The organism is Phenylobacterium aquaticum (assembly GCF_022695515.1).
In the GTDB taxonomy this organism is placed as follows: Bacteria; Pseudomonadota; Alphaproteobacteria; order Caulobacterales; family Caulobacteraceae; genus Phenylobacterium; species Phenylobacterium aquaticum.
The window spans coordinates 140,719-159,975 of sequence record NZ_JALDPT010000006.1 but is presented as its reverse complement, the minus strand read 5'-3'; the positions used below and the strand labels follow the sequence as shown (position 1 = coordinate 159,975).

Genomic DNA, 19,257 nt, shown 5'->3' with positions numbered 1-19,257 from the left:
CCGTGCGACGACCTGCTCAGTCGTCGATGAGAACGGTGTTGCGATTAAGCCGGAGGAAATCCTCGTCGTCCGCCCATACGATGAGAGCTTCGGCCATTCGGCCAAGACCTCGGCCTTGCTTGTCAACGCGACGCTTCGAGACGAATACGAAAAGCTCCACGCGGACCTCGACGCGATCAAGGCCGAATTTGTGAAGGCTTTGAAAGGCACCTCAGGCTCCAAGCGCGACCTCGAAGCGGAAATCTCGTCGACCTTCACGCCTACGAGCGACCAGTTTTACGTCGCCCTTGCGCGGGTGAAAGATGAGGTCGCGGCGCTCACCGCCACGCCGTTCTCAACCGTCGAATATGACAAGCTCTTCGACGAGAAAGGGCTCGCTGTACTTGAGCAAAAGGATTCCAGGGATCTTATTGCCGAATATATCAAGAAGCATAACGAACTGATCGACGCTTCGACCTATTTCAAGCGCGGCACGTTCAACTATTTCAACGCAGGCCAAATCGCGAAAAGCCTAGCCGACAATGGCTTCTTCAAGGCGGATCATACCATCATGCTTAAGGGTGGCGGCGACGTTCAGATCAAGACCGAGCAGGAGCTGAAGGAGATCATCCAGAAGGAGCGCGACGTGATCACGAGCGATCCGGCGCTTCGGAAGAAGTACGAACAGCTCGCGGCGCTGCTGGAAAAGAACGCGGATGCCCGCAAATTCGAAACATACCTGTCCGATCACGAAGACCTCCTTCCGTATCTCGCGAACGTCGCGGCCCTTAAGGATTTGGTTTGGAAGTCGTACTTCAAAGCGAACGAAGAGCTGTATCTGCGCCTGCTCGATCAACGCCAATCGACCGAGAAGCGACGTTTGGAAATCGAGGCGGCTGCGTCGTCGGAGCGGACGCAATGGCAGGAAGTTATTGATATTTTCAACGAGCGGTTCTCGGTGCCATTCAAGCTCGCACCCAAGAACCTAATCGCCGTCGCGTTGGCGAAGGAGCCGATTCTTGCTCTCGATTTCAAATTCGAAGACGCAGGCGAGTCGGTGAGCGTGAATCGCGCAGACCTGATTGAAGGCTTAAGCACTGGCGAGCGCAAAGCGTTCTATCTTCTGAACGTGCTGTTCGAGATCGAGCTGCGCCGCAAGCTGGGCGCGCCGACCCTCGTCATCGTCGACGACGTAGCTGACTCCTTCGACTACAAGAATAAGTACGCGATCGTGCAGTATCTCGGCGACATTGCCGAGGACGGCCTGTTCCGCCAGATCATCCTGACGCACAATTTCGACTTCTTCCGTACAGTCAACGCGCGCGGGATCGCCGCTTATAGCTGTTGCTTCATGGCGTCGAAGTCGAGCACCGGGGTCACGCTCTACCCGGCGCAGGGCATCAACAACATCTTTGTCAACGACTGGAAGCAGAATTTCTTCACCGATGAGAAGAAGCGCGTAGCCTCGATTCCCTTCATGCGGAACCTCATCGAATTCACGAGCGGGGAGAGCGATCCCAACTTTGCAAAGCTGACGGACCTACTGCACGTCAAGCAGGGGTCCGACGCCATCACGCATGGCGATCTCGACGCCATCTACAATCAGCTCTTCGGCGCCAACGCCGCGCACCCAAACCCTGCCAAGACGGTCTTCCAGTCAATCGACGAAGCCGCGGCTGCTTGCATCGTTGCGCCCGAAGGCGCGAACTTCGAGAACAAGATCGTGCTCGCCATCGCCGTGCGGCTGGCGGCCGAGCGGTACATGATCGCGAAGATCGCGGACCCTACCTTCACAAACGCCATTTCGTCGAACCAAACCTCGCAGTTGGTGCGCAAGTTCAAGAGGGAATTTCCAACCGCGACGGCAGAGATCAAGGTGCTGGAACGGGTAGCATTGATGACCCCCGAGAACATTCACCTCAATTCGTTCATGTACGAGCCGATCCTCGACATGTCGGACGAGCACCTTCGGCAACTGTATCAAGACGTAGTGGCTCTTCACTAGTGGCGATGCTCGATGTCAGCTGAGTCCCTGCGCGTCGATTTCCGTAACTTTCGCCCTTAGAGCGGACGTCTGGAAGGTCGCCAAAGAGCCGAGGCTGTGTAAAAATTCGCCTCGGCAAAAATCTGGCGCAACTTCCAACCTCGTTCAGCCCGCTAACGATGAAGTGTTGCGCTGACCCGCCTTACGATGCACGCGGCGGGCAAATTGTTGCGCTGAAAATTGCGCCGTCCGAGTTTTTACACAGCCTCAGCCCGAAGCCGCCTTCACAGATCCTGGCTAGGGCACGTGAGCGGACTAGGCGTTCCGATCAGGCGCAATCATATCTAGTGGGGTAGCGTTCAGCGCCGAGGCCAGCTCAAACAGCGTTACAACCGTGGGATTACGCCGGCCACGCTCGAGACCGCTGATGTACTGCTGAGAAAATCCGGACTTTTCGGCGAATTGCTCCTGGGTCATCCCAGCCTTCAGCCTGAGGCGGCGCGCGTTTCGCCCAACAAGCTGCCGCATATCCATGCCGGCACGTTGAGCGGGTTACGGTGGCTCAGTTTATCAACTATAGTATGTATTCAGACTGTTTGGCTGAGTGGCCATGTCCCGAAAAAGCAAACCTGCCGGTCCTATCCACCAACTCGTCGCTGCAAAATGGACCTGGTTTCGGGTCGGAGTGGAGCGGCGGTGGAGGTCCAGTCTGGCGGACGACATCGCTCAGGACACCTTCCTCCGCCTCGCCACCTCCCCGCCCGCCGAGATCCGCCACCCCAAGGCCCTGCTGATGACGGTCGCGACAACTTGGCCCGCGACGCGCACAGGCGTCAGGCGCGCCAAGGCGGCGCACACCTCTCGCTCGACGAGGCCTATGCCGAGAACGAACCCTGGACCGCGCCCGATCAGGAAACCACCCTCCTCCTCAAGCAGATCGTTCTGTCGATGCCATCGCTCTACCGGGACGTGTTTGTCTTGAGCCGGTTCGCGGGTCTGTCGTATGAAGAGATCGCAGAACGCTGCAACGTGTCGGTCAAGACGGTCGAGTGGCGAATGTCCAAGGCCCTGGCCCACTGCGCCACGCTTCTGCGCGACTAGCCGACCGGGAACGCCATGAGCGAACATGCCTCGGCAGACGATCGCGCACGCCTGGAAGCGGCGGAGTGGTTCGCACGCCTGAATTCCCGCACCGTCTCGACCGCATCCCTGCATGCGTTCCGCGCCTGGCGCGCCGACCCGGCCAACGCCTCGGCCTATGCCGAGCAGGAGGCCCTTTGGAAGGCCGCCGGCCGGTTGCAGGACGATCCGGAGATCGGCGCGGCGGTGCAGACCGCCCTCGATCAATCGTCCAGACGCCGCCGGCTGGGCGACTGGCTGAAGGCCGTCCCGACCTCGCTGAAGTTCGCCAGCCTCGCCGCGTTCGGTCTGGGCGCCGTGCTGGCGGTCTGGGGCGTGGTCGCGACCCAGGCCGGCCAGACCTACAGATCCGGTATCGGTGAGCAGCGCATCGTGCGCCTCGAAGACGGAAGCCAGGTCCGGCTCGACACCGACACCACCCTGCGGGTTCGGCTGACCCCGGGCGCGCGGCGGATCGAGCTCGATCACGGCCAGGCCTTCTTCGACGTCGCCCACGACCCCACCCGGCCGTTCACGGTCCGCGCCGACGGCGCCGAGGTGCGGGCGATCGGCACCCGGTTCGACGTCCGCCGGGACGGGTCCGGCGTGCAGGTCACCCTGGTGGAGGGCAAGGTCCAGGTCCGCCAGGCGCAAGGGGATCGACACTGGACCATGGTTCCCGGCGACCAGCTGCGGGTCACCCAAAACAGGCCCACGGTCACCGCGCCCCAGGTCCGCCGGATCGACGCGGTCGCCGCCACCAGCTGGACCACGGGCCGCCTGACCTTCCGGGCCACCCCGCTGTCGGCCGCCATCGCCGAGGTCAACCGCTATGGCCGCAAGAAGATTTCCCTCGACGCCGCCGACCTTGCCCAGCGCCCGGTGAGCGGCGCGTTCGAGAGCGGCGACACCGAAGCCTTCGCCACCGCGGTCGCCGACCTCTGCGGCCTACAGATCGACCGCCGCGGCGACGGCGAGATCGTCCTGCGCCGCCCAGGTCCCGCCGCAAGTTAGGACGCCCTCGGAAAAAAGTTTGTGCCGTGAGTCAGGGTCGGTCGCGTCTTTCATCGTCTCTCCCCCTGACCCGCGCGGCGACCGCAAGATCGGCCATGGAGGCCGGCGCCGCGAAGGGTCTGAGGGGAAACGCCTTGGACACCACCTATCGACGCCGCCTGCTCGCCGGCCTCGCCCTGCCCGCCCTGATCTTCAGCCTCGCCGCGACGGCGCCGGCGCACGCCGCGCCCGCCACGACAGTCCGTTTCGACATTCCCGCGGGGTCGTTGGACGCGGCACTGGGCGCCTATGCCGCCCAGACCCACCGGCAGATGCTCTATGACCCGCGTCTGGTCGCGGGACGCCGGGCGCCGGCGGTGCATGGCGTCCTGACCCCGGACCAGGCCCTGCAACAATTGCTGGCCGGATCCAGCATCGTGGTCTCCACGCAGCGACCCGATGTGATCGTCCTGAAGTCGCCGGCTGACGCCGCCGACCGGAGGGCGTCGTTTCCGGACCCGGCGCTGACCGCGGCCGATCCTATGGGCCAAATGGCGGTGGCCGCCGCCCCGCCCGCCATCCTGGATGAGCTGATCGTCACGGGCTCTCATATCCGCGGGGTCAAGGACGACGCCTCGCCGATCCTGGTCCTTGGTCGCGACGACATCGACCGCTCCGGCCGCGCCACCGTGGCCGATGCGCTCAACGCCCTGCCGCAGAACTTCGGCGGGGCCGGGACCCCGGCCAGCCTGCTGGCCGGGTCCGACCGGCTGGGCACCAATTCCCAGGCCGCCAATGGGGTGAACCTGCGCGGCCTGGGCGCCGACGCCACCCTGGTGCTGGTCAATGGTCGCCGGATGGCGGGCTCCGGCCTGCGGGGCGATTTCGCGGACGTCTCGGCCCTGCCGACCGCCGCCGTCGAGCGGGTGGACGTACTGCTGGACGGCGCCTCGGCGCTCTATGGCTCCGATGCGGTGGGCGGGGTGGTCAATGTGATCCTTCGCCGCGATTTCGACGGGGCGGAGACCCGCGCCCGGGTGGGTGTGGCGTCCGGCGACGCAGCGAAGGAAACCCAGCTCGCCCAGACCCTGGGCAAGACCTGGGACACCGGTCATGTCCTGATGTCCTACGAATACTACAAGCGCGACGCCCTGGCCGCCGCCAATCGGGACTATGCCGCGAGCGACGATCTTCGGCCCTTCGGCGGAACCGACCACCGCAGCTTCTTCAGCCACCCCGGCAACATCCTGGTGTTCGACGCCACGGCCAGCGCCTACAAGCCCGCCTATGCGATCCCCGCCGGCCAGAACGGCTCGGGCCTGACGGCAGCCAGCTTCCCGCCCGGCCAGGTCAACCTGCAGTCCACCCGCAACGGCACCGACATCCTTCCGGGCCAGGAGCGCAACAGTGTCTATCTGGCCTTGGGCCAGGAGTTGACGCCCAGGATCGAAGTGTCGGTGGACGGCCGGTTCAGCCGCCGCGAGTTCGACTTCCGCAGCTCGCCCATCCAGACCCAGATCCCGATCACCGCCGCCAACCCGCACTATGTGCCGATCCCCGGCATGAGCACTGAGAACATCGCCTACAGCTTCAGCGACGAGATCGGCCCGGTGCTGGGCGCGGGATCGTCGGAGAACCTGGGGCTTTCGGCCGGCGCCAAGATCGGGGTCGGCAAGACCTGGCAGGTCGAGGCCTATGGCGCCTATGCCCGGGAAGTCGGTCTGACCGGCAACCGCCATTTCATCAATTCGGCCCTGCTGACCGAAGCCCTGGGCGGTCCCGATAATCCGGCCACCCCCTTCCAGGCATCCCGGGACGGCTATTTCAATCCCTATGGCGCGGCCGGCGCCAACAGCCGCGCGATCCTGGACTTCATCAGCTCGGGCTATAGCCGCACACGCAACATCACCCGCGACCGCAGCGCCAATATCCAAGCCGATGGGACCCTGTTCGCCCTGCCCGGCGGCGATGTGAAGATGGCGCTCGGCGCAAATTGGCGGCGCGAACAGTTCGCCCAGTCCAGCGACAGCTTCCTGTCCAGTGCGACGCCCCGATCGAGCGTGCCGCTGAACTATCGCCGCACGGTCACCTCCGGGTTCGCGGAACTGCGCATTCCCCTGGTCGGCCCCGCCAACGCGATGCCGGGCGTCCAGCGCCTGGAGCTGTCGCTGGCCGGCCGGGTGGAGTCCTTCAGTGATGTGGGGACCACCACCAATCCGAAGGTCGGCCTGGTCTGGGAGCCGGACGATGTCGTCCGCGTGCGCGCCACCTATGGCACCTCGTTCCGGGCCCCCAGCCTGTCGGAGGTCTATGAGGCGCCCGATGTCAGCGCCACCTTCGTGCCGCACAACGGGGTGCGGCTGCTCAGCGTCATCAAGTACGGCGGCAATCTCGACCTCAAGCCGGAGACGGCGACCTCCTGGACCGCCGGCGTTGACCTGTCGCCTCACCAGATCCCGGGGCTGAAGCTGTCGGCGACCTGGTTCAGGACCACCTTCTCCGACCGGATCGGCCAGCCGGCCCGCACCAACATCGCCGCCACCTTGAACGACCCGACCTTGGCCAACTTCTACCATCTGGTCGATCCGGCGAACCCCGCCGACCTCGCCGCGGTCAACGCCCTGATCACCTTCCCGACCTATCCCTATCAGGGCCTGTTCCCGGCCAGCGCCTATGGGGCGATCATCGACGCCCGGTGGGTCAACACCGCCAGCGTCCAGGTGGAGGGCGTGGACGGCCAGGCGGCCTGGGGCTTCGACCATGGCGCCGACCGCATCGACCTCACGGCCAACGGCTCCTACCTCCTATCCTACACCCGGCAGCTGACGCCGACCTCGCCGACCGTCGACAATGTCGGCCAGGCCGGTTACCCGGCCAGGTTCCGGGGCCGAGCGGAGGCCGCCTGGCGTCGGGCCCCTGGGGCGCCAGCCTGGCGCTCAACTATCTGGCCTCGGAGAAGGACGCCGCCGGCAAGTCGATCGACAGCTGGACGACCGCCGACCTGCAACTGCAATGGACCTCGGACCAGCCGGGGTTGTTGTCCGGCCTCAGCGTGGCGCTGAACGTCCAGAACCTCGCCGACACCGCGCCGCCTTTCTACGACTCGCCGCAGGGCGTTGGCTTCGATGCGGCCAATGCCGATCCGCTCGGCCGCTACGTCTCCGTCCAGCTGACCAAGCGCTGGTGATCTTGCTCCGGTAATTTGGCGCGGGCGCGTCTGCGCGCCCGCATCCCCTCCCCCTCTCAAGGACTCTGCTCATGCGCCGCTGGCTGCGCCTGTCGCTGCTTGGCCTGTCGATGCTCGGCTTCTCCATGCCGGGTTGGGGCGCGCAGGCCCGCGCCTTCACCGTCGAGGATCTGCTGCATCTGGAAGCGGTCGGCGCCCTGGCCGCCGACCCGACCGGACGCTGGCTGGTGATCCAGAAGATGGGCGCCTATGCCGACGGACCCCAGTTCGACGAGTTCGGCCAGGTGGGTTTAAGGTCCAGCCGGCTGCTGGCGGTCGACCTGACCCGCCCGGCGTCCGCCACCCCGCTGTTCGAACAGACGCCCGGCGTCGGCTACATCCCCGGACCCTTCGCGCCGGACGGCCGATCCCTGCTGGTGTTCCGTCGCGCGGGTGAGCGATGGGACCTGGGCGTGGCGACGCTCGCCACCCGCCAGGTGCGCTGGCTGCCGATCACCCCGGAGCTGGCGCTCTATGGCCGAACCGCCCAATGGCGGTCCGACCGCGAATTCGTGGTCATCGCCCGGCCCGACGGCGATGCGCCGCGCCATCTGCGGGCCGACGCCGACGTCATGGCGAACCTGCCCAAGGCCTGGGCCAGCTCCGCCGCCGGAGAGACCGCGGTCACCGCCCTCGGCAGCGGTCGGTTCCAGGAGCCCACCGGCCTCCCACCCGCCAACCAGTTGCTGCGCGTCGACATCGAGACCGGCGGGATCACAGCCTTGGCGGCCGGCGGCTTCTTCGACCTGGAGCTCTCCACCAGCGGCCGCTTCGTCGCGGCGCTGGAGGATGTCGAACCTCTGCCCCGCCCAACCGACGGTCCTGAGACCGGCGCTCAGCCGCTTCGCAGGCGTGAGGTGCTGATCGCCGACCTCGCCACCGGCGCGGTGACCCATCCCGCCACAGGCCGGGATGTCGCCCTGCACCTGCTGAGCTGGTCGCCGGTCGAGGATCGGCTGCTGCTGTGGTCGCGCCTGCCGAACGCGCCCTGGCGCAGCGGCAGGCTCTCGGTGACCGACGCCGACACCGGCGACACCCGGGCCTTACCGACGCCGGGCCTTCAGCCCGTGCTGAGCGTCAATTCCGAGGGCATGACCTTCGTCTCGGCCGACTGGTTGGCCGGATCGCCGGTCGTCCGCGCCACGCCAAACCTGGGGGCCGAACCGCGGGCCGACTGGTATCGGCTGACGCCGGGCGGGCCGGTCAATCTGACCAGCAGCTTCAAGGCGGCCCCGGTCCGGATCGCGGCCCGGGCCCCCCGGGCATTGTGGTTCGAGGCCGACGACGGCCTATGGGGCGTGTCGCCGGCCGGCCACGCGGTCCGGGTCGCTTCCGGCGGTGACCTCTCCGTCATCAGCTCAGCCGCCTTCGCCGAAGGCCAAAGGTTCCAGTTCAACACTCCAGTCGCCGAGGCGGCCATGGCCACGGCCTGCCGAACCGCCGACAGGTTGCGTGTCCGGCTGGGCGCCGGCTGCGGGCAGGCCCGTAACCTGGCCTTGGTCTCGCCGACCGAACAGGTGGTCCTCGTCGCTCCCCCGGCCGTGGTGACCCGCCGCCGCGACGCCCATGGGACCGAACAGATCGATGTCCTCGACCTTGACGGCAGACGCACCACCGTCCTGCAGATCAACACCCAGCTCAAGGACGTGACCTTCGCCGCGCCGGAGCCGGTCCACCATGCCGGGCCGGACGGCGAGGCCCTGACCAGCTGGCTCTACCTGCCACCCGACCGCAGGACAGGCGACAAGCCGGCCCTGGTGGTCGTCCCCTATCCCGGCGAAACGCCAGCCAAACCGCCATGGGCCGGTGAACCCGGCCGCATGGTGCCCTATTCGAACATTCAGGTCCTGGTGGCCCAGGGCTATGCGGTGCTCGTGCCCAGTCTGCCCCGCCACGATGGGGCCGAGCCCGCGAAGGACTTGGCCGCTGAGATCGGGACCGCCCTAGACGCCGCCCTGGCGCGCGGCGACCTCGATCCTCGCCGCGTGGCGCTTTGGGGCCACAGCTTCGGGGGCTATGCCGCCCTGGTGGTGGCCACCCAGACCGACCGATACCGGTCGATCATCGCCTCGAACGGCGTCTCCGACCTGGTCAGCGCCTGGGGCATGGGCCGGCCGTCCGACTGGTTCGACCCCACCAATGGCCCACCTCCCTATTCGTCGGTGCGTTGGGCGGAGGGCGGCCAGGGGGCGATGGCGGCCCCGCCCTGGGGGGACCCGGAGCGTTATTGGCGCAATAGCCCGCTGTTCGCCGCGGAGAAGTTCGTTACCCCGATCCTGCTGATCACCGGGGACCAGGATGGCGTCGCCGTCCAGCAATCGCGCGAAATGTATGCGGCGCTCTGGCGTCAGAACAAGGACGCTGCTCTGCTTACCTATTGGGGCGAGAACCATGCGGTGATGAGCCCTGGCAACATCCGCGACATGTACCAGCGGGTCTTCAGCTGGCTCGATTGCACCCTAGGTCCGCCAGCCTAGGCCGTCGGCTGATAAACATGGGTCCGTTTTCGGACGTGAAAGCAATGTCCAAGTTCGACCCCAAGCGGACATTGGCCCGCAGTACCCTCGGGCCTCATAACCTCCGCCAGGGCGATCCCACGACGGGGGCGGAAGCACCAGAAGTTCCGTGCTAGGGCTGAGCTCAGAAGTACCTGTCCATCCACGCCGCCGTCTTCAACCCCCAGCCCCCCTAATCCGCCGACCGACCTTTCGCCAATTCCGGGCTGAGGCCCGTCGGACGTGGGCGGCGGCGGCTGCATGACGGCAGATCTGGGCGGCGGGCTTCCGCGACCCGCGCCGGCTAACTTGCCAAACCGCGCCGCTCCGACGGATCGCCTTGCTTGGGAATCGACAAGGTGCGGGCGTGACCGACCGTAGTCATAAAAGACTCAGCGACCGGCCGTCGCGGGGGCGCTGGTTTCGTGAAGTCGACTCTAATTGTCCTACTCAGCGCCCTGTCTCTATCAGCCTGCGTGAGCTACACGCCCGCGCCGGTCGAGCCATCGACCTTGGCTTTGGAGGCTCGGACCCGAACCTTGAATCTGGAGCAGGTTCGCGACAAGGTGGCCTCGATCGCTCCGGACACGACCTGGAACGGCCCCCGCCTGGATCGCCTGGCCCTCTTCGCGACCGCGTTGCTCAACAACCGCGATATCGCCGCCGCCCGAGCGGGCGTCGACAGCGCTGCGGCGGCGGCCAAGGCCTCTCGCCTTGGCCCCGCCGCGACCCTCACGTTAAGTGCGGAATACGCTCGCAGCGCGGCCGAAAGCTCACCCTGGCTGTTTGGCGCGGCGATCGACATCCCCCTCGACGTGGGCGCCCGCCGCAAAGCCCGGCTGACCAGTTTTGATCTTGCCGTCGATATCACGCGCTACGACTACGCCGATAGGATCTGGTCGGTTCGCATGGCCGTTCGGCGGGCGCTGGCCGACTATTTCATCGCGGAACGCCAGGCTGTCGCCTACCAGCGCGTGGCTCAGGTGCGGGCGCGCCAACAGGCGGCGATGGAAAACCGGGTCAACGCGGGCGAGGCGTCTCGCGCAGAGCTCGAACGCGTCCGCGCGGATGGCGCCGACGCCGTTCGTCGCGCTGCGGACGCCGTCAACAGTTCTCGGTCAGCCCTCCAGTCGCTCGCGACCGCTTTGGGAGTCCCGGTCGAAGCCTTGAACGACGTCACGCTGTCCTGGAGTGACTTCGATAAGCCGGCCGCCGACCCGGGTGCGGGGGTGACGGAGGATGTTCGTGCCGCCGCCACCCTGTCGCGTGCTGACGTACTCAAGGCCGTAGCGGCCTACGACCAGGCCGAAGCGGATTTCCGCGCAGAGGTCGCGCGCCAATATCCGGCGATCAGCATCGCGCCCGGTTACACCTGGGAACGTGGTCTGGTGAAAATCCCCGTGTCCCTTGGTCTCGTGCTGCCGCCGCTCGACCTCAATCGCGGCGCTATCGCCACGGCCCAGGCCAAGCGGACCGAGGCAGGACGGAAGCTCGAAGCCGTTGTGGCGGGGTCGCAGGCGGCCATCGACGCGGCTCTTGCCGAGACCCGCGCCGCGCGCGAGGCGCTGAGGCAGGTGAGGAGCGTCGAGCTCGTCGCCGCGGGCCGCCTGTCCGCTCAGGCTGATCGCGAATTGGCGCAGGGCGCCATTGACCGCACGGACTGGGCCGCCGCCCAGGCCGGCGCCCTTCTCGCCCGCATCTCCGAGCTTGACGCCCTGGCGCGGGTGCATGCCGCCGACTCCAATCTGGAAGACGCGCTGCGCCGACCCTTGGAAGGACCCGAGACGATGATCGTGGAACCCGCCTCGAGGAGCCGCCCATGAGCCGTTTCACCGCCGCCGGCTGGGCGGCCGCGGGCGCCAGCGCCGCCGCGCTGGCTATTTTCGGCGCCTCCGCGCTTCGGCCTGCGCCGAGATCGGAGGCGGAGGAAGGCGTGACGGAGGCCGCATCCGTGGCCACCTTCGTCGACGGTGAGGTTCGGCTCAGCGCCGCGCAACAGGCTCGGGCGGGCCTGCGCGTTGCGACCTTGGCGGCGGGTGGAGCGCGGCAGATCACGCAGGGTTTCGCGCGCGGCCTGGATGTCAGCGCCCTGGCCGCAATCAACGCCGAAATCTCCACGGCGCGTGCGGCGGCCGTCGCCTCTCGCGCCGAGGCAGGGCGCCTTGTCGCCCTGGCGGCGCAGGATCAGAGCGCATCGACCCGTGCGGTGGAAGCCGCCCGCGCCCAAGCCGCCGCCGATGCGGCACGGGCGGACCTTGCCGAACGCCGCGTCGGACTGGAGTTCGGCGCGGGGCTAGCGCGATTGGATCTGGCCGCCCGTCAAAGGCTGCTGGGCGAGATCGCGGCTGGACGGGCGGCCCTGGTTCGCATCGATGTCCCCGGCGCCGCGTCGAGTTCCGGCTCGCGCGTGATCATCGCCGACGGCGGCCTCACCGCGCCGGTCAGCGTGCTTGGTCCGGCAGCATCGGCGGACGCCCGGTTGCAGAGCGCCGGCCTGCTCGCCATCGTCCGCGGTCCGATGGCGCGATCCGCCTCGGCCGGGCGCGTGCTGGTGGCGAGCCTTGAGCAGTCCTCCACAGAGACCGGGGTCATCGTTCCTCGGGAAGCCCTGGTGCGGTGGCGCAACGGTATTTGGGCCTACCGCCGCACCGCGCCCGGCGTGTTCGTCCGGCGCGAGCTGGTAGACGCCCGTCCGGTGGAGAGCGGCTGGTTCGTCACAACGGGCTTTTCGGCCGGCGACGTGGTCGCGGTGGGCGGCGCCGGAACGCTGCTCGCCATCGAACGCGGCGGCGAGCAGGCTGGCGAGAAAGATTAGCCGATGCTTTCGCTTATCGTCAGGCTCTGCCTGCGCCATCCCGGTATCGTGCTTTTGTGTGCGCTGTTGTTGCTCGGGTTCGGCGGTGCGACCGTCGTGTCGGCGCGCTACGACGTCTTTCCGGAATTCGTCCCGCCCCAGGCGAGCGTCCAGACCGAGGCGGCGGGTCTCACCCCAGAACAGGTCGAGGCCCTGGTCACCCGGCCGCTGGAGACGGTCATCAACGGCGCAAACGGGGTCGCTGCGGTCCGCTCGGAATCCATCCAGGGCCTTTCCGTGATCACTGTCATCTTCGTCGAAGGCAGCGATCCGTTTCGCGCGCGGCAGGTCGTTGCAGAAGCCTTGAGCGAGGCAGCGGGTCGCCTGCCGGCCGGCGTCTCCGCCCCCAAACTCAGCCCGCTGACCTCCTCCACCATGGATCTCTTGAAGATCGGCTTCACCAGCGACCGGTTGAGCCCGATGGCCTTGCGAGATCTCGTCCAGTGGACCGTGCGGCCCCGGATGCTGGCCACACCTGGAGTCGCCCGCGCCACGATCTTCGGCGGCGACCAGCGTCGCCTGGAGGTCCGCGTGCGGCCGGCCGACCTGATCGCCCGAAACATCGCGCTCTCCGAAGTCGCGACCGCCGTCCAGGCGAGTACCTTGGTCCGCGGCGGCGGATTCGCCGAGACGCCCAGCCAGCGCATTCTGGTCGAACCCACCAATGGGGCTGTCACGGCCAAGTCCCTTTCCGGATCACTCCTCCCGGCCGCCACGGGCCTGCCGGTGAGACTGGGCGATGTCGCCGATGTCGTGGAGGCGCCTGCGCCGAAGTTCGGCGACGCTTTGATCATGGGACGGGGCGGCGTGCTGATCGCGCTTTCGAGCCAGTATGGCGCGAACACGCTCGACGCGACGCACGCTGCGGAGGCGACGCTGGCCGAGCTGCGACCCGCTCTGGAGGCGCAGGGCGTCAAAATCTACCCCAGCCTCCACAGGCCAGCGAACTTCATCGACTCTGCGCTGCGCGGCATCCGCACCGACTTGCTGATCGGGGCGGGCATGATCGGCCTGATTCTGTTGGTGTTCCTGCGGGATCTGAGAGTCGCGTTCATCGCATTTGTCTCCATCCCGCTTTCGCTTCTCGCCGCGCTCATCGTGCTGGACCGCCTGGGGCAGACCATCAACACCATGACCCTGGGCGGCCTGGCGGTCGCACTCGGCGTGGTCATCGACGACGCCATCGTCGGGGTAGAGAATATCGTGCGCCGCCTTCGCGAGGATCGGTCCGGAACCGACAGGGTGGGGATCATCGAGGCGGCGTCGGTGGAGGTGCGCGCGCCGGTCGTCTACGCGACCTACGTGCTGGCCTTGACCATCGCGCCCATTCTCTTCCTGACCGGCCTGCAGGGCGCATTCTTCGGTCCACTCGCCTTTGCGTTCCTGCTGGCGACACTGGCCTCCCTCGCGGTCGCCATCACCGTGACACCCGCGCTGTCGCTGCTGCTCCTGCGTCGGGTCCGGCTACATGACGAGCCGGGCTATCTTCGAAAACTGAAGAGCCTTCACATCCGGGTCTTGGAGCCGATATGCGCGCGGCCCCGCGTGGTCGTGGCGGGCGCCGCGCTGGTCGGTGTGTTGGCGCTAGGGGCCTTCTTCGTCTTTGGCTCGGAATTGCTGCCCGCGTTTCGCGAGCGCCACTACGTGCTGCAGGTCAACGGGCCCGCCGGCGCCTCGATGGGGTGGATGCGCGATCTTGGCGTTCGCATCACGAAGGATCTGGTGGCGATACCCGAGGTCGCGACCGTGGAGCAGCAGATCGGGCGCGCCGAGGCCGGAGAGGACACATTCCCCCCACATCGCAGCGAGTTCCATGTCGAGTTGCGCCCCGTGGGCGGGGCCGGCGAGGACCGGGTTCTCGCGCGCATCCGAGAGGTTCTCGCGCAATATCCCGGCGTCCAGAGCGAGGCCCTGACCTTCCTCGGAGACCGCATCAGCGAATCCTTGTCGGGGGAGACGGCGAAGGTTGCGGTCAATGTCTATGGACCCGACCTCGACATTCTGGATCGGGTCGCTGCTGATGTGGCGCGCGCCCTGCAGTCGGTCCCCGGCGCGGCCGACGTGCAGGTGAAGGCCCAGCCCGGCGCTCCGACCCTGAAGATCGCCCTGGACTCAGACCGCATGGCGCTTCGCGGCGTCGCCCCTACCGACGCCTACGACGCCATCGAAACGGCCTTCCAGGGCCGCACCGTGGCGCAGGTCACCGGCGCCGATCGCATAACCGACGTGGCCATCTCCCTGCCGCCTGAGATGCAGCGTGATCCAGAAGGCGTCGGAGCCCTGCTCGTGCGCACGGCGGATGGTGCGACGACCCCGCTGTCGGACATCGCCACCATTCGCTTGGGCGAGGGGCGCACTGTCATCAATCACGACGGCGGTCAACGTCGGCAGGTGGTCACCGCCAATCCCACGGGGGCGGACGTCTCCGGTTTCGTGCGCGACGCCCGCGCCAAGATCGCAAGCACTGTTTCACTGCCGCCGGGTGTGTTCCTTGAATATACCGGCGTAGCCCAGGGTCAGGCCGCCGCGGCTCGCCAGATCCTTGTCAATGTCGCGGCCGCCTCGATCGGTATCGTCGCCCTCCTGGTGTTGGCTTTCGGAGGCGGCCGTCCCGCTGGATTGATCCTGGCGGGAACCCCGTTTGCGCTGGCCGGCGGCGTCGCCGCGGTGGCCTTAACCGGCGGGGTGCTGTCGCTGGGCGCCCTGGTGGGTTTCGTCACGCTGTTCGGAATCGCCGCCCGCAACGCCATTCTCCTGATCTCCCACGTCGATCACCTGGTGAGCGATGAGGGCCAGCCCTGGGGACTGGCGACGGTGCTGCGAGCGACCCAGGAACGCGTGACGCCGATCCTGATGACCGCCCTGGTCACCGGACTTGGCTTGACGCCGCTCGCGCTCGAGGCCGGCCAATCCGGACGCGAGGTGCAGGGTCCGATGGCTGCGGTCATCCTCGGCGGATTGATTACCTCGACCCTGATGAGCCTGCTGCTGCTCCCGGCGCTCGTTCTCGCCTATCGTTATCCGCGGGGACACGCCCACGAGAGATCACGCGATGCGCCTGCTGCTGATCGAGGATGATGCTGAGACCGCGGCCTTCGTCGTCGAGGGCCTCAGCCTACGTGGTCATGCGGTGGAGACCGTGACGGATGGTCAGGCCGGACTGACCTCCGCGATGGCCGGCGGCTTCGACTTGATGATCATCGACCGGATGCTTCCCAGCCTGGACGGGCTGTCGATCGCCACAGCTCTACGCGACGCCGGGCGTGAAAAGCCCATCTTGATCCTGACGGCGCTCGGCTCGGTCGAGGATCGGGTCGCCGGCCTGGAGGGGGGCGCTGACGACTATCTGGTCAAGCCGTTCTCGATGTCAGAACTGATCGCGCGCGTCGACGCCCTCGGCCGCCGAAGCGCATCCGCTTCGCCCACTCGGCTGACCATCGCCGATTTGACGCTCGACCGTCTGACGCGCGAGGTCCGGCGGGGCGGCGAACGGGTCGATCTGCAGCACCGCGAGTTCCAGCTGCTCGAAGCCTTGATGCTGCAAACGCCCAATGTGGTCACCCGCACCATGCTGCTGGAAGGCGTTTGGAAAATTCGCTTCGATCCGGGCACCAGCCTGGTGGAAAGCCACGTCAGCCGCCTTCGCGCCAAGATTGATCGGCCGGGGAGTCCGATGCTGATCCACACCGTGCGAGGAGAAGGCTATGCCGCTCGCACGCCTTAGCCCGCTCTGGCGCTCGACCAGCTTTCGGATTTCCCTCATCCACGCCGGGCTACTGGCAGCTGCGATCGTCGGCGCGGGAACCGGCGGCTGGGTCGCGACCCGCGGCGCGGCCGAGCGCGAAGCCCATGATCGCATCGCCCTTGAGGTCCACGCCGTCACGCTTGAGATCCAGGCCGAGGGCCTGAAGGCCGCAGGCGACGCGGTGATGGCGCGCGCGGAACGACCCGGCGCGCTGGAATACCGTCTGGTTGATCCCACGGGCCGCCATGTCGCGGGCGACCTGACCGACCTGGGGCCCAAGGAGGGGTGGAGGAGCCTCGACTTTGATGGAACCGCGCCCGGACTGGAGGGCAAAGACCGCCTCCTTATCCTGACCCAGCGCCTCCCGGATGGCGCCCTGCTCACGGTCGGAGAGGACCTTGGAAGAGCCGAAGCGCTGCGCAACACGCTGTTTCGGACCCTGCTTTTCTGGGGCGGTCTGGCTTTGGCCCTGGGGTTGGCGGCTGGCCTCTACCTGACACACCGGGCGTTCGAACGCATGAACGCGCTGGTTCGCACTGTGCGCGCCGTCGCCGAGGGCGATCTTGCGGCCCGTGCATCCGACGTCAGACCGGAAGGCGACGACATTGGACAGCTGGCTGCAGGCGTCAATCAGATGCTGGACCGCATCGACGTCCTGATGGCCGCCGTGCGCCGGGTTTCCGCCGAGGTCGCCCATGATCTTCGGACCCCCTTGTCGCATGTCCGCCAGCGGCTCGACGCGGCCGCCACCGCTGCGACGCCAGACCTCCGAAACGCCGCCCTTCAGTCGGCGAACGACGGCATCGACAGGGCCCTGCGGATGTTCGACGCGATGCTTCGCCTGGCGGAGATCGACGCCGGCGAGGCGCGGGCGCGTTTCGCGGCCGTCGACCTGACGGATCTGACCGATCGGGTGGCGGACGCCTACCGCGCGGAGTTGGAGGCATCGGGGCGGACCTTAATCGTCCAGATCGCGGAATGCTCGGTGGTCGAGGGCGACGCCGACCTTCTGACCCAGGCGCTCGCCAATCTGTTGGAGAACGCTCTGAAGCATTCCCGCGCGGCAGCCACGGTGACGGTGCGGCTTGTCGAGGAGCCGGACGGGATCAAGCTCAGCGTCGAGGACGATGGACCCGGCATTCCGCCGGAGATGTTCGAGGTCGCGGTCCGGCCGTTCTCGCGGCTGGACCCTGCTCGCGCGGCGCCGGGCACGGGTCTTGGCATGGCGATCACCGCCGGCGTCGCCCGCCTGCACGGCGGACGGCTGCTTCTTGAAGACGCACGGCCCGGCTTGAGAGTAACCATGCTCCTGGCCCCCACTCAGGGGCCCATGCTTTCCCAGAATGACGCCTCTTGCGACCGCGGTCGTCCTGACCTCCCAGCCGTTCGAGGCGCCGATGGAAACTGACAAGACGAAGGCATCCTGGCGCTCCGGTATCTCGGCTGTTCCACGAGGGGTCTGGACGCTCGGCCTGGTGTCGATGTTCATGGATATCTCTTCGGAGATGATCCACAGCCTGCTGCCGGTGTTCCTGGTCGGAACCCTGGGCGCCAGCGTGGCGCTGGTAGGGGTCATTGAAGGCGCCGCCGAGGCCACGGCTTCAATCACCAAAATCTTCTCCGGCTGGCTGAGCGACAGGCTCGGCAAGCGGAAGCTTCTGGCCATCCTGGGCTACGGCCTCGGAGCTCTAAGCAAGCCGATCTTTCCGTTGGCGGTGACCCCGTTCGAGGTGTTTGGCGCCCGTTTCGCCGACCGGATCGGCAAGGGCGTGCGCGGCGCGCCGCGAGACGCGCTGGTCGCCGATCTGTCGCCCCCTTCTATTCGCGGGGCGGCCTTTGGCGTTCGCCAATCTCTCGACACCATCGGCGCGTTCACGGGCCCGCTCGTGGCGATGGCGCTCATGCTTGTGCTCGCCGGGAATATCCGCGCGGTCTTCGCGTGGGCTGTCGTCCCGGCCATCGTGGCGGTCCTGCTGCTGGTATTTGGCGTTCGGGAGCCGAGATCTCCCTCAGGCGCACACGCCGCGGCGCGGCCACCCATTCAATGGGCCGAGGTGAGGGACATTGGGCCGGCTTTCTGGGGTGTCGTCGCCTTGGGCGTCGTTTTCACCATGGCCCGGTTCAGCGAGGCATTCCTGGTCCTACGCGCGCAAGACGCCGGTTTGCCTATCGCGCTCATCCCCGTCGTCATGGTGGTGATGAACGTCGTCTATTCGATCGCAGCTGCGCCGGCGGGAAGCTTGTCGGACCGGATCGACCGGCGACTGGTCCTGGTCGCCGGCCTGGCTTGCCTGGTCCTCGCAGATCTGTTCCTGGCGCTGGGCGACGGTGTCGCCAGCGTGCTGATCGGAGTGGCTCTGTGGGGGCTACACATGGGCCTCACCCAAGGCCTGCTGGCGGCGCTTGTCGTCGATACAGCGCCTGCTCATTTGAGGGGAACGGCGTTCGGCCTTTTCAACCTGGCGAGTGGCTTCACCATGTTGGCGGCAAGCACATTGGCCGGGATCCTTTGGTCCGCCTTCGGTTATCAGACGACGTTCCTGAGCGGCGGACTATTCGCCAGTTTGGCGCTTGTTGGCTTGATTTTGTTCATCCTGCGCGTGCGGCCAGAGGCTCGCATCCGATAGGCAATTTCCCGATGTGACACCAGCTGACGGCGTTGTCAGCCCAAGTTAGGCCGGCGCTAGTCGAGGCGCTGCTGGCCCAGCGAGGGATCGAGCTCAGCTACGGGACGATCCGCTGCTGGACGCCATTGCCTGCGCGTTGATCGCAGTGAACCTGCGAGGGACGACAGTGTGCAGGTCAAAGGGCCGCGACGACAGGGGTCCCGATGCCAGGAGCCTAATGTCCGCTCCCCACCCT

General features: G+C 67.0%; 13 protein-coding genes. 12 read left to right on the top strand and 1 reads right to left on the bottom strand.

Features of this window, described 5'->3' with window-relative positions:
- Positions 1-115: 115 nt before the first annotated feature.
- On the top strand, positions 116-1,984 hold the full coding sequence (locus tag MQH10_RS06805; protein ID WP_242563312.1) for an ATP-binding protein: 1,869 nt from the start codon (positions 116-118) through the stop codon (positions 1,982-1,984).
- A gap of 294 nt (positions 1,985-2,278) precedes the next feature.
- Here MQH10_RS06805 and MQH10_RS06800 read toward each other — a convergent pair whose 3' ends face one another.
- Complete coding sequence (locus MQH10_RS06800) at positions 2,279-2,491, bottom strand: helix-turn-helix transcriptional regulator (RefSeq protein ID WP_272886774.1); 213 nt, start codon at positions 2,489-2,491, stop codon at positions 2,279-2,281.
- Positions 2,492-2,773: 282 nt separating this feature from the next.
- Between MQH10_RS06800 and MQH10_RS06795 the strand changes: the two genes are divergently transcribed.
- From MQH10_RS06795 to MQH10_RS06745, 11 genes are all read left to right on the top strand, one after another.
- Positions 2,774-3,064: a sigma factor-like helix-turn-helix DNA-binding protein gene (locus tag MQH10_RS06795; RefSeq protein ID WP_242563310.1), complete on the top strand. Its 291-nt coding sequence runs from the start codon at positions 2,774-2,776 to the stop codon at positions 3,062-3,064.
- 15 nt (positions 3,065-3,079) lie between these two features.
- Positions 3,080-4,096, top strand: coding sequence for a FecR family protein (locus MQH10_RS06790; protein WP_242563309.1), 1,017 nt, complete (start codon positions 3,080-3,082; stop codon positions 4,094-4,096).
- 134 nt (positions 4,097-4,230) lie between these two features.
- Positions 4,231-7,137 carry a TonB-dependent receptor gene (locus tag MQH10_RS06785; RefSeq protein ID WP_242563308.1) on the top strand — a complete coding sequence of 969 codons (2,907 nt, stop codon included), beginning with the start codon at positions 4,231-4,233 and terminating at the stop codon, positions 7,135-7,137.
- Positions 7,113-7,262, top strand: a complete 150-nt coding sequence (locus MQH10_RS26725; protein ID WP_336605050.1) for a hypothetical protein — start codon at positions 7,113-7,115, stop codon at positions 7,260-7,262. Before MQH10_RS06785 ends, MQH10_RS26725 begins: the two co-directional genes overlap by 25 nt.
- 71 nt (positions 7,263-7,333) lie before the next feature.
- Positions 7,334-9,778 (top strand): S9 family peptidase, encoded by a 2,445-nt coding sequence (locus tag MQH10_RS06775; protein ID WP_242563307.1) that lies wholly within the window; start codon positions 7,334-7,336, stop codon positions 9,776-9,778.
- Between the two features lie 557 nt (positions 9,779-10,335).
- A complete protein-coding gene (locus tag MQH10_RS06770) occupies positions 10,336-11,619 on the top strand; it encodes a TolC family protein (RefSeq protein WP_242563306.1) in 1,284 nt (427 codons plus the stop codon).
- On the top strand, positions 11,616-12,611 hold the full coding sequence (locus MQH10_RS06765) for an efflux RND transporter periplasmic adaptor subunit (protein ID WP_242563305.1): 996 nt from the start codon (positions 11,616-11,618) through the stop codon (positions 12,609-12,611). Before MQH10_RS06770 ends, MQH10_RS06765 begins: the two co-directional genes overlap by 4 nt.
- 3 nt (positions 12,612-12,614) lie before the next feature.
- Positions 12,615-15,728: an efflux RND transporter permease subunit gene (locus MQH10_RS06760; protein ID WP_242563304.1), complete on the top strand. Its 3,114-nt coding sequence runs from the start codon at positions 12,615-12,617 to the stop codon at positions 15,726-15,728.
- Positions 15,703-16,374, top strand: a complete 672-nt coding sequence (locus MQH10_RS06755) for a response regulator (protein ID WP_242563303.1) — start codon at positions 15,703-15,705, stop codon at positions 16,372-16,374. Before MQH10_RS06760 ends, MQH10_RS06755 begins: the two co-directional genes overlap by 26 nt.
- The gene (locus MQH10_RS06750) at positions 16,355-17,803 is read left to right on the top strand and encodes a sensor histidine kinase (protein ID WP_242563302.1); all 1,449 of its coding nucleotides are present in this window, start codon (positions 16,355-16,357) and stop codon (positions 17,801-17,803) included. Before MQH10_RS06755 ends, MQH10_RS06750 begins: the two co-directional genes overlap by 20 nt.
- Positions 17,793-19,022: an MFS transporter gene (locus MQH10_RS06745; RefSeq protein ID WP_242563301.1), complete on the top strand. Its 1,230-nt coding sequence runs from the start codon at positions 17,793-17,795 to the stop codon at positions 19,020-19,022. Before MQH10_RS06750 ends, MQH10_RS06745 begins: the two co-directional genes overlap by 11 nt.
- The last annotated feature ends 235 nt before the right edge of the window (positions 19,023-19,257 follow it).

What these genes read in the sequence shown, in the direction of transcription:
- MQH10_RS06800 (WP_272886774.1), bottom strand. Translation starts at nt 2,491, where the DNA reads ATGCGGCAGCTTGTTGGGCGAAACGCGCGCCGCCTCAGGCTGAAGGCT.
- MQH10_RS06775 (WP_242563307.1), top strand. Translation starts at nt 7,334, where the DNA reads ATGCGCCGCTGGCTGCGCCTGTCGCTGCTTGGCCTGTCGATGCTCGGC.
- MQH10_RS06790 (WP_242563309.1), top strand. Translation starts at nt 3,080, where the DNA reads ATGAGCGAACATGCCTCGGCAGACGATCGCGCACGCCTGGAAGCGGCG.
- MQH10_RS06750 (WP_242563302.1), top strand. Translation starts at nt 16,355, where the DNA reads ATGCCGCTCGCACGCCTTAGCCCGCTCTGGCGCTCGACCAGCTTTCGG.
- MQH10_RS06755 (WP_242563303.1), top strand. Translation starts at nt 15,703, where the DNA reads ATGCGCCTGCTGCTGATCGAGGATGATGCTGAGACCGCGGCCTTCGTC.
- MQH10_RS06765 (WP_242563305.1), top strand. Translation starts at nt 11,616, where the DNA reads ATGAGCCGTTTCACCGCCGCCGGCTGGGCGGCCGCGGGCGCCAGCGCC.
- MQH10_RS06760 (WP_242563304.1), top strand. Translation starts at nt 12,615, where the DNA reads ATGCTTTCGCTTATCGTCAGGCTCTGCCTGCGCCATCCCGGTATCGTG.
- MQH10_RS06745 (WP_242563301.1), top strand. Translation starts at nt 17,793, where the DNA reads ATGGAAACTGACAAGACGAAGGCATCCTGGCGCTCCGGTATCTCGGCT.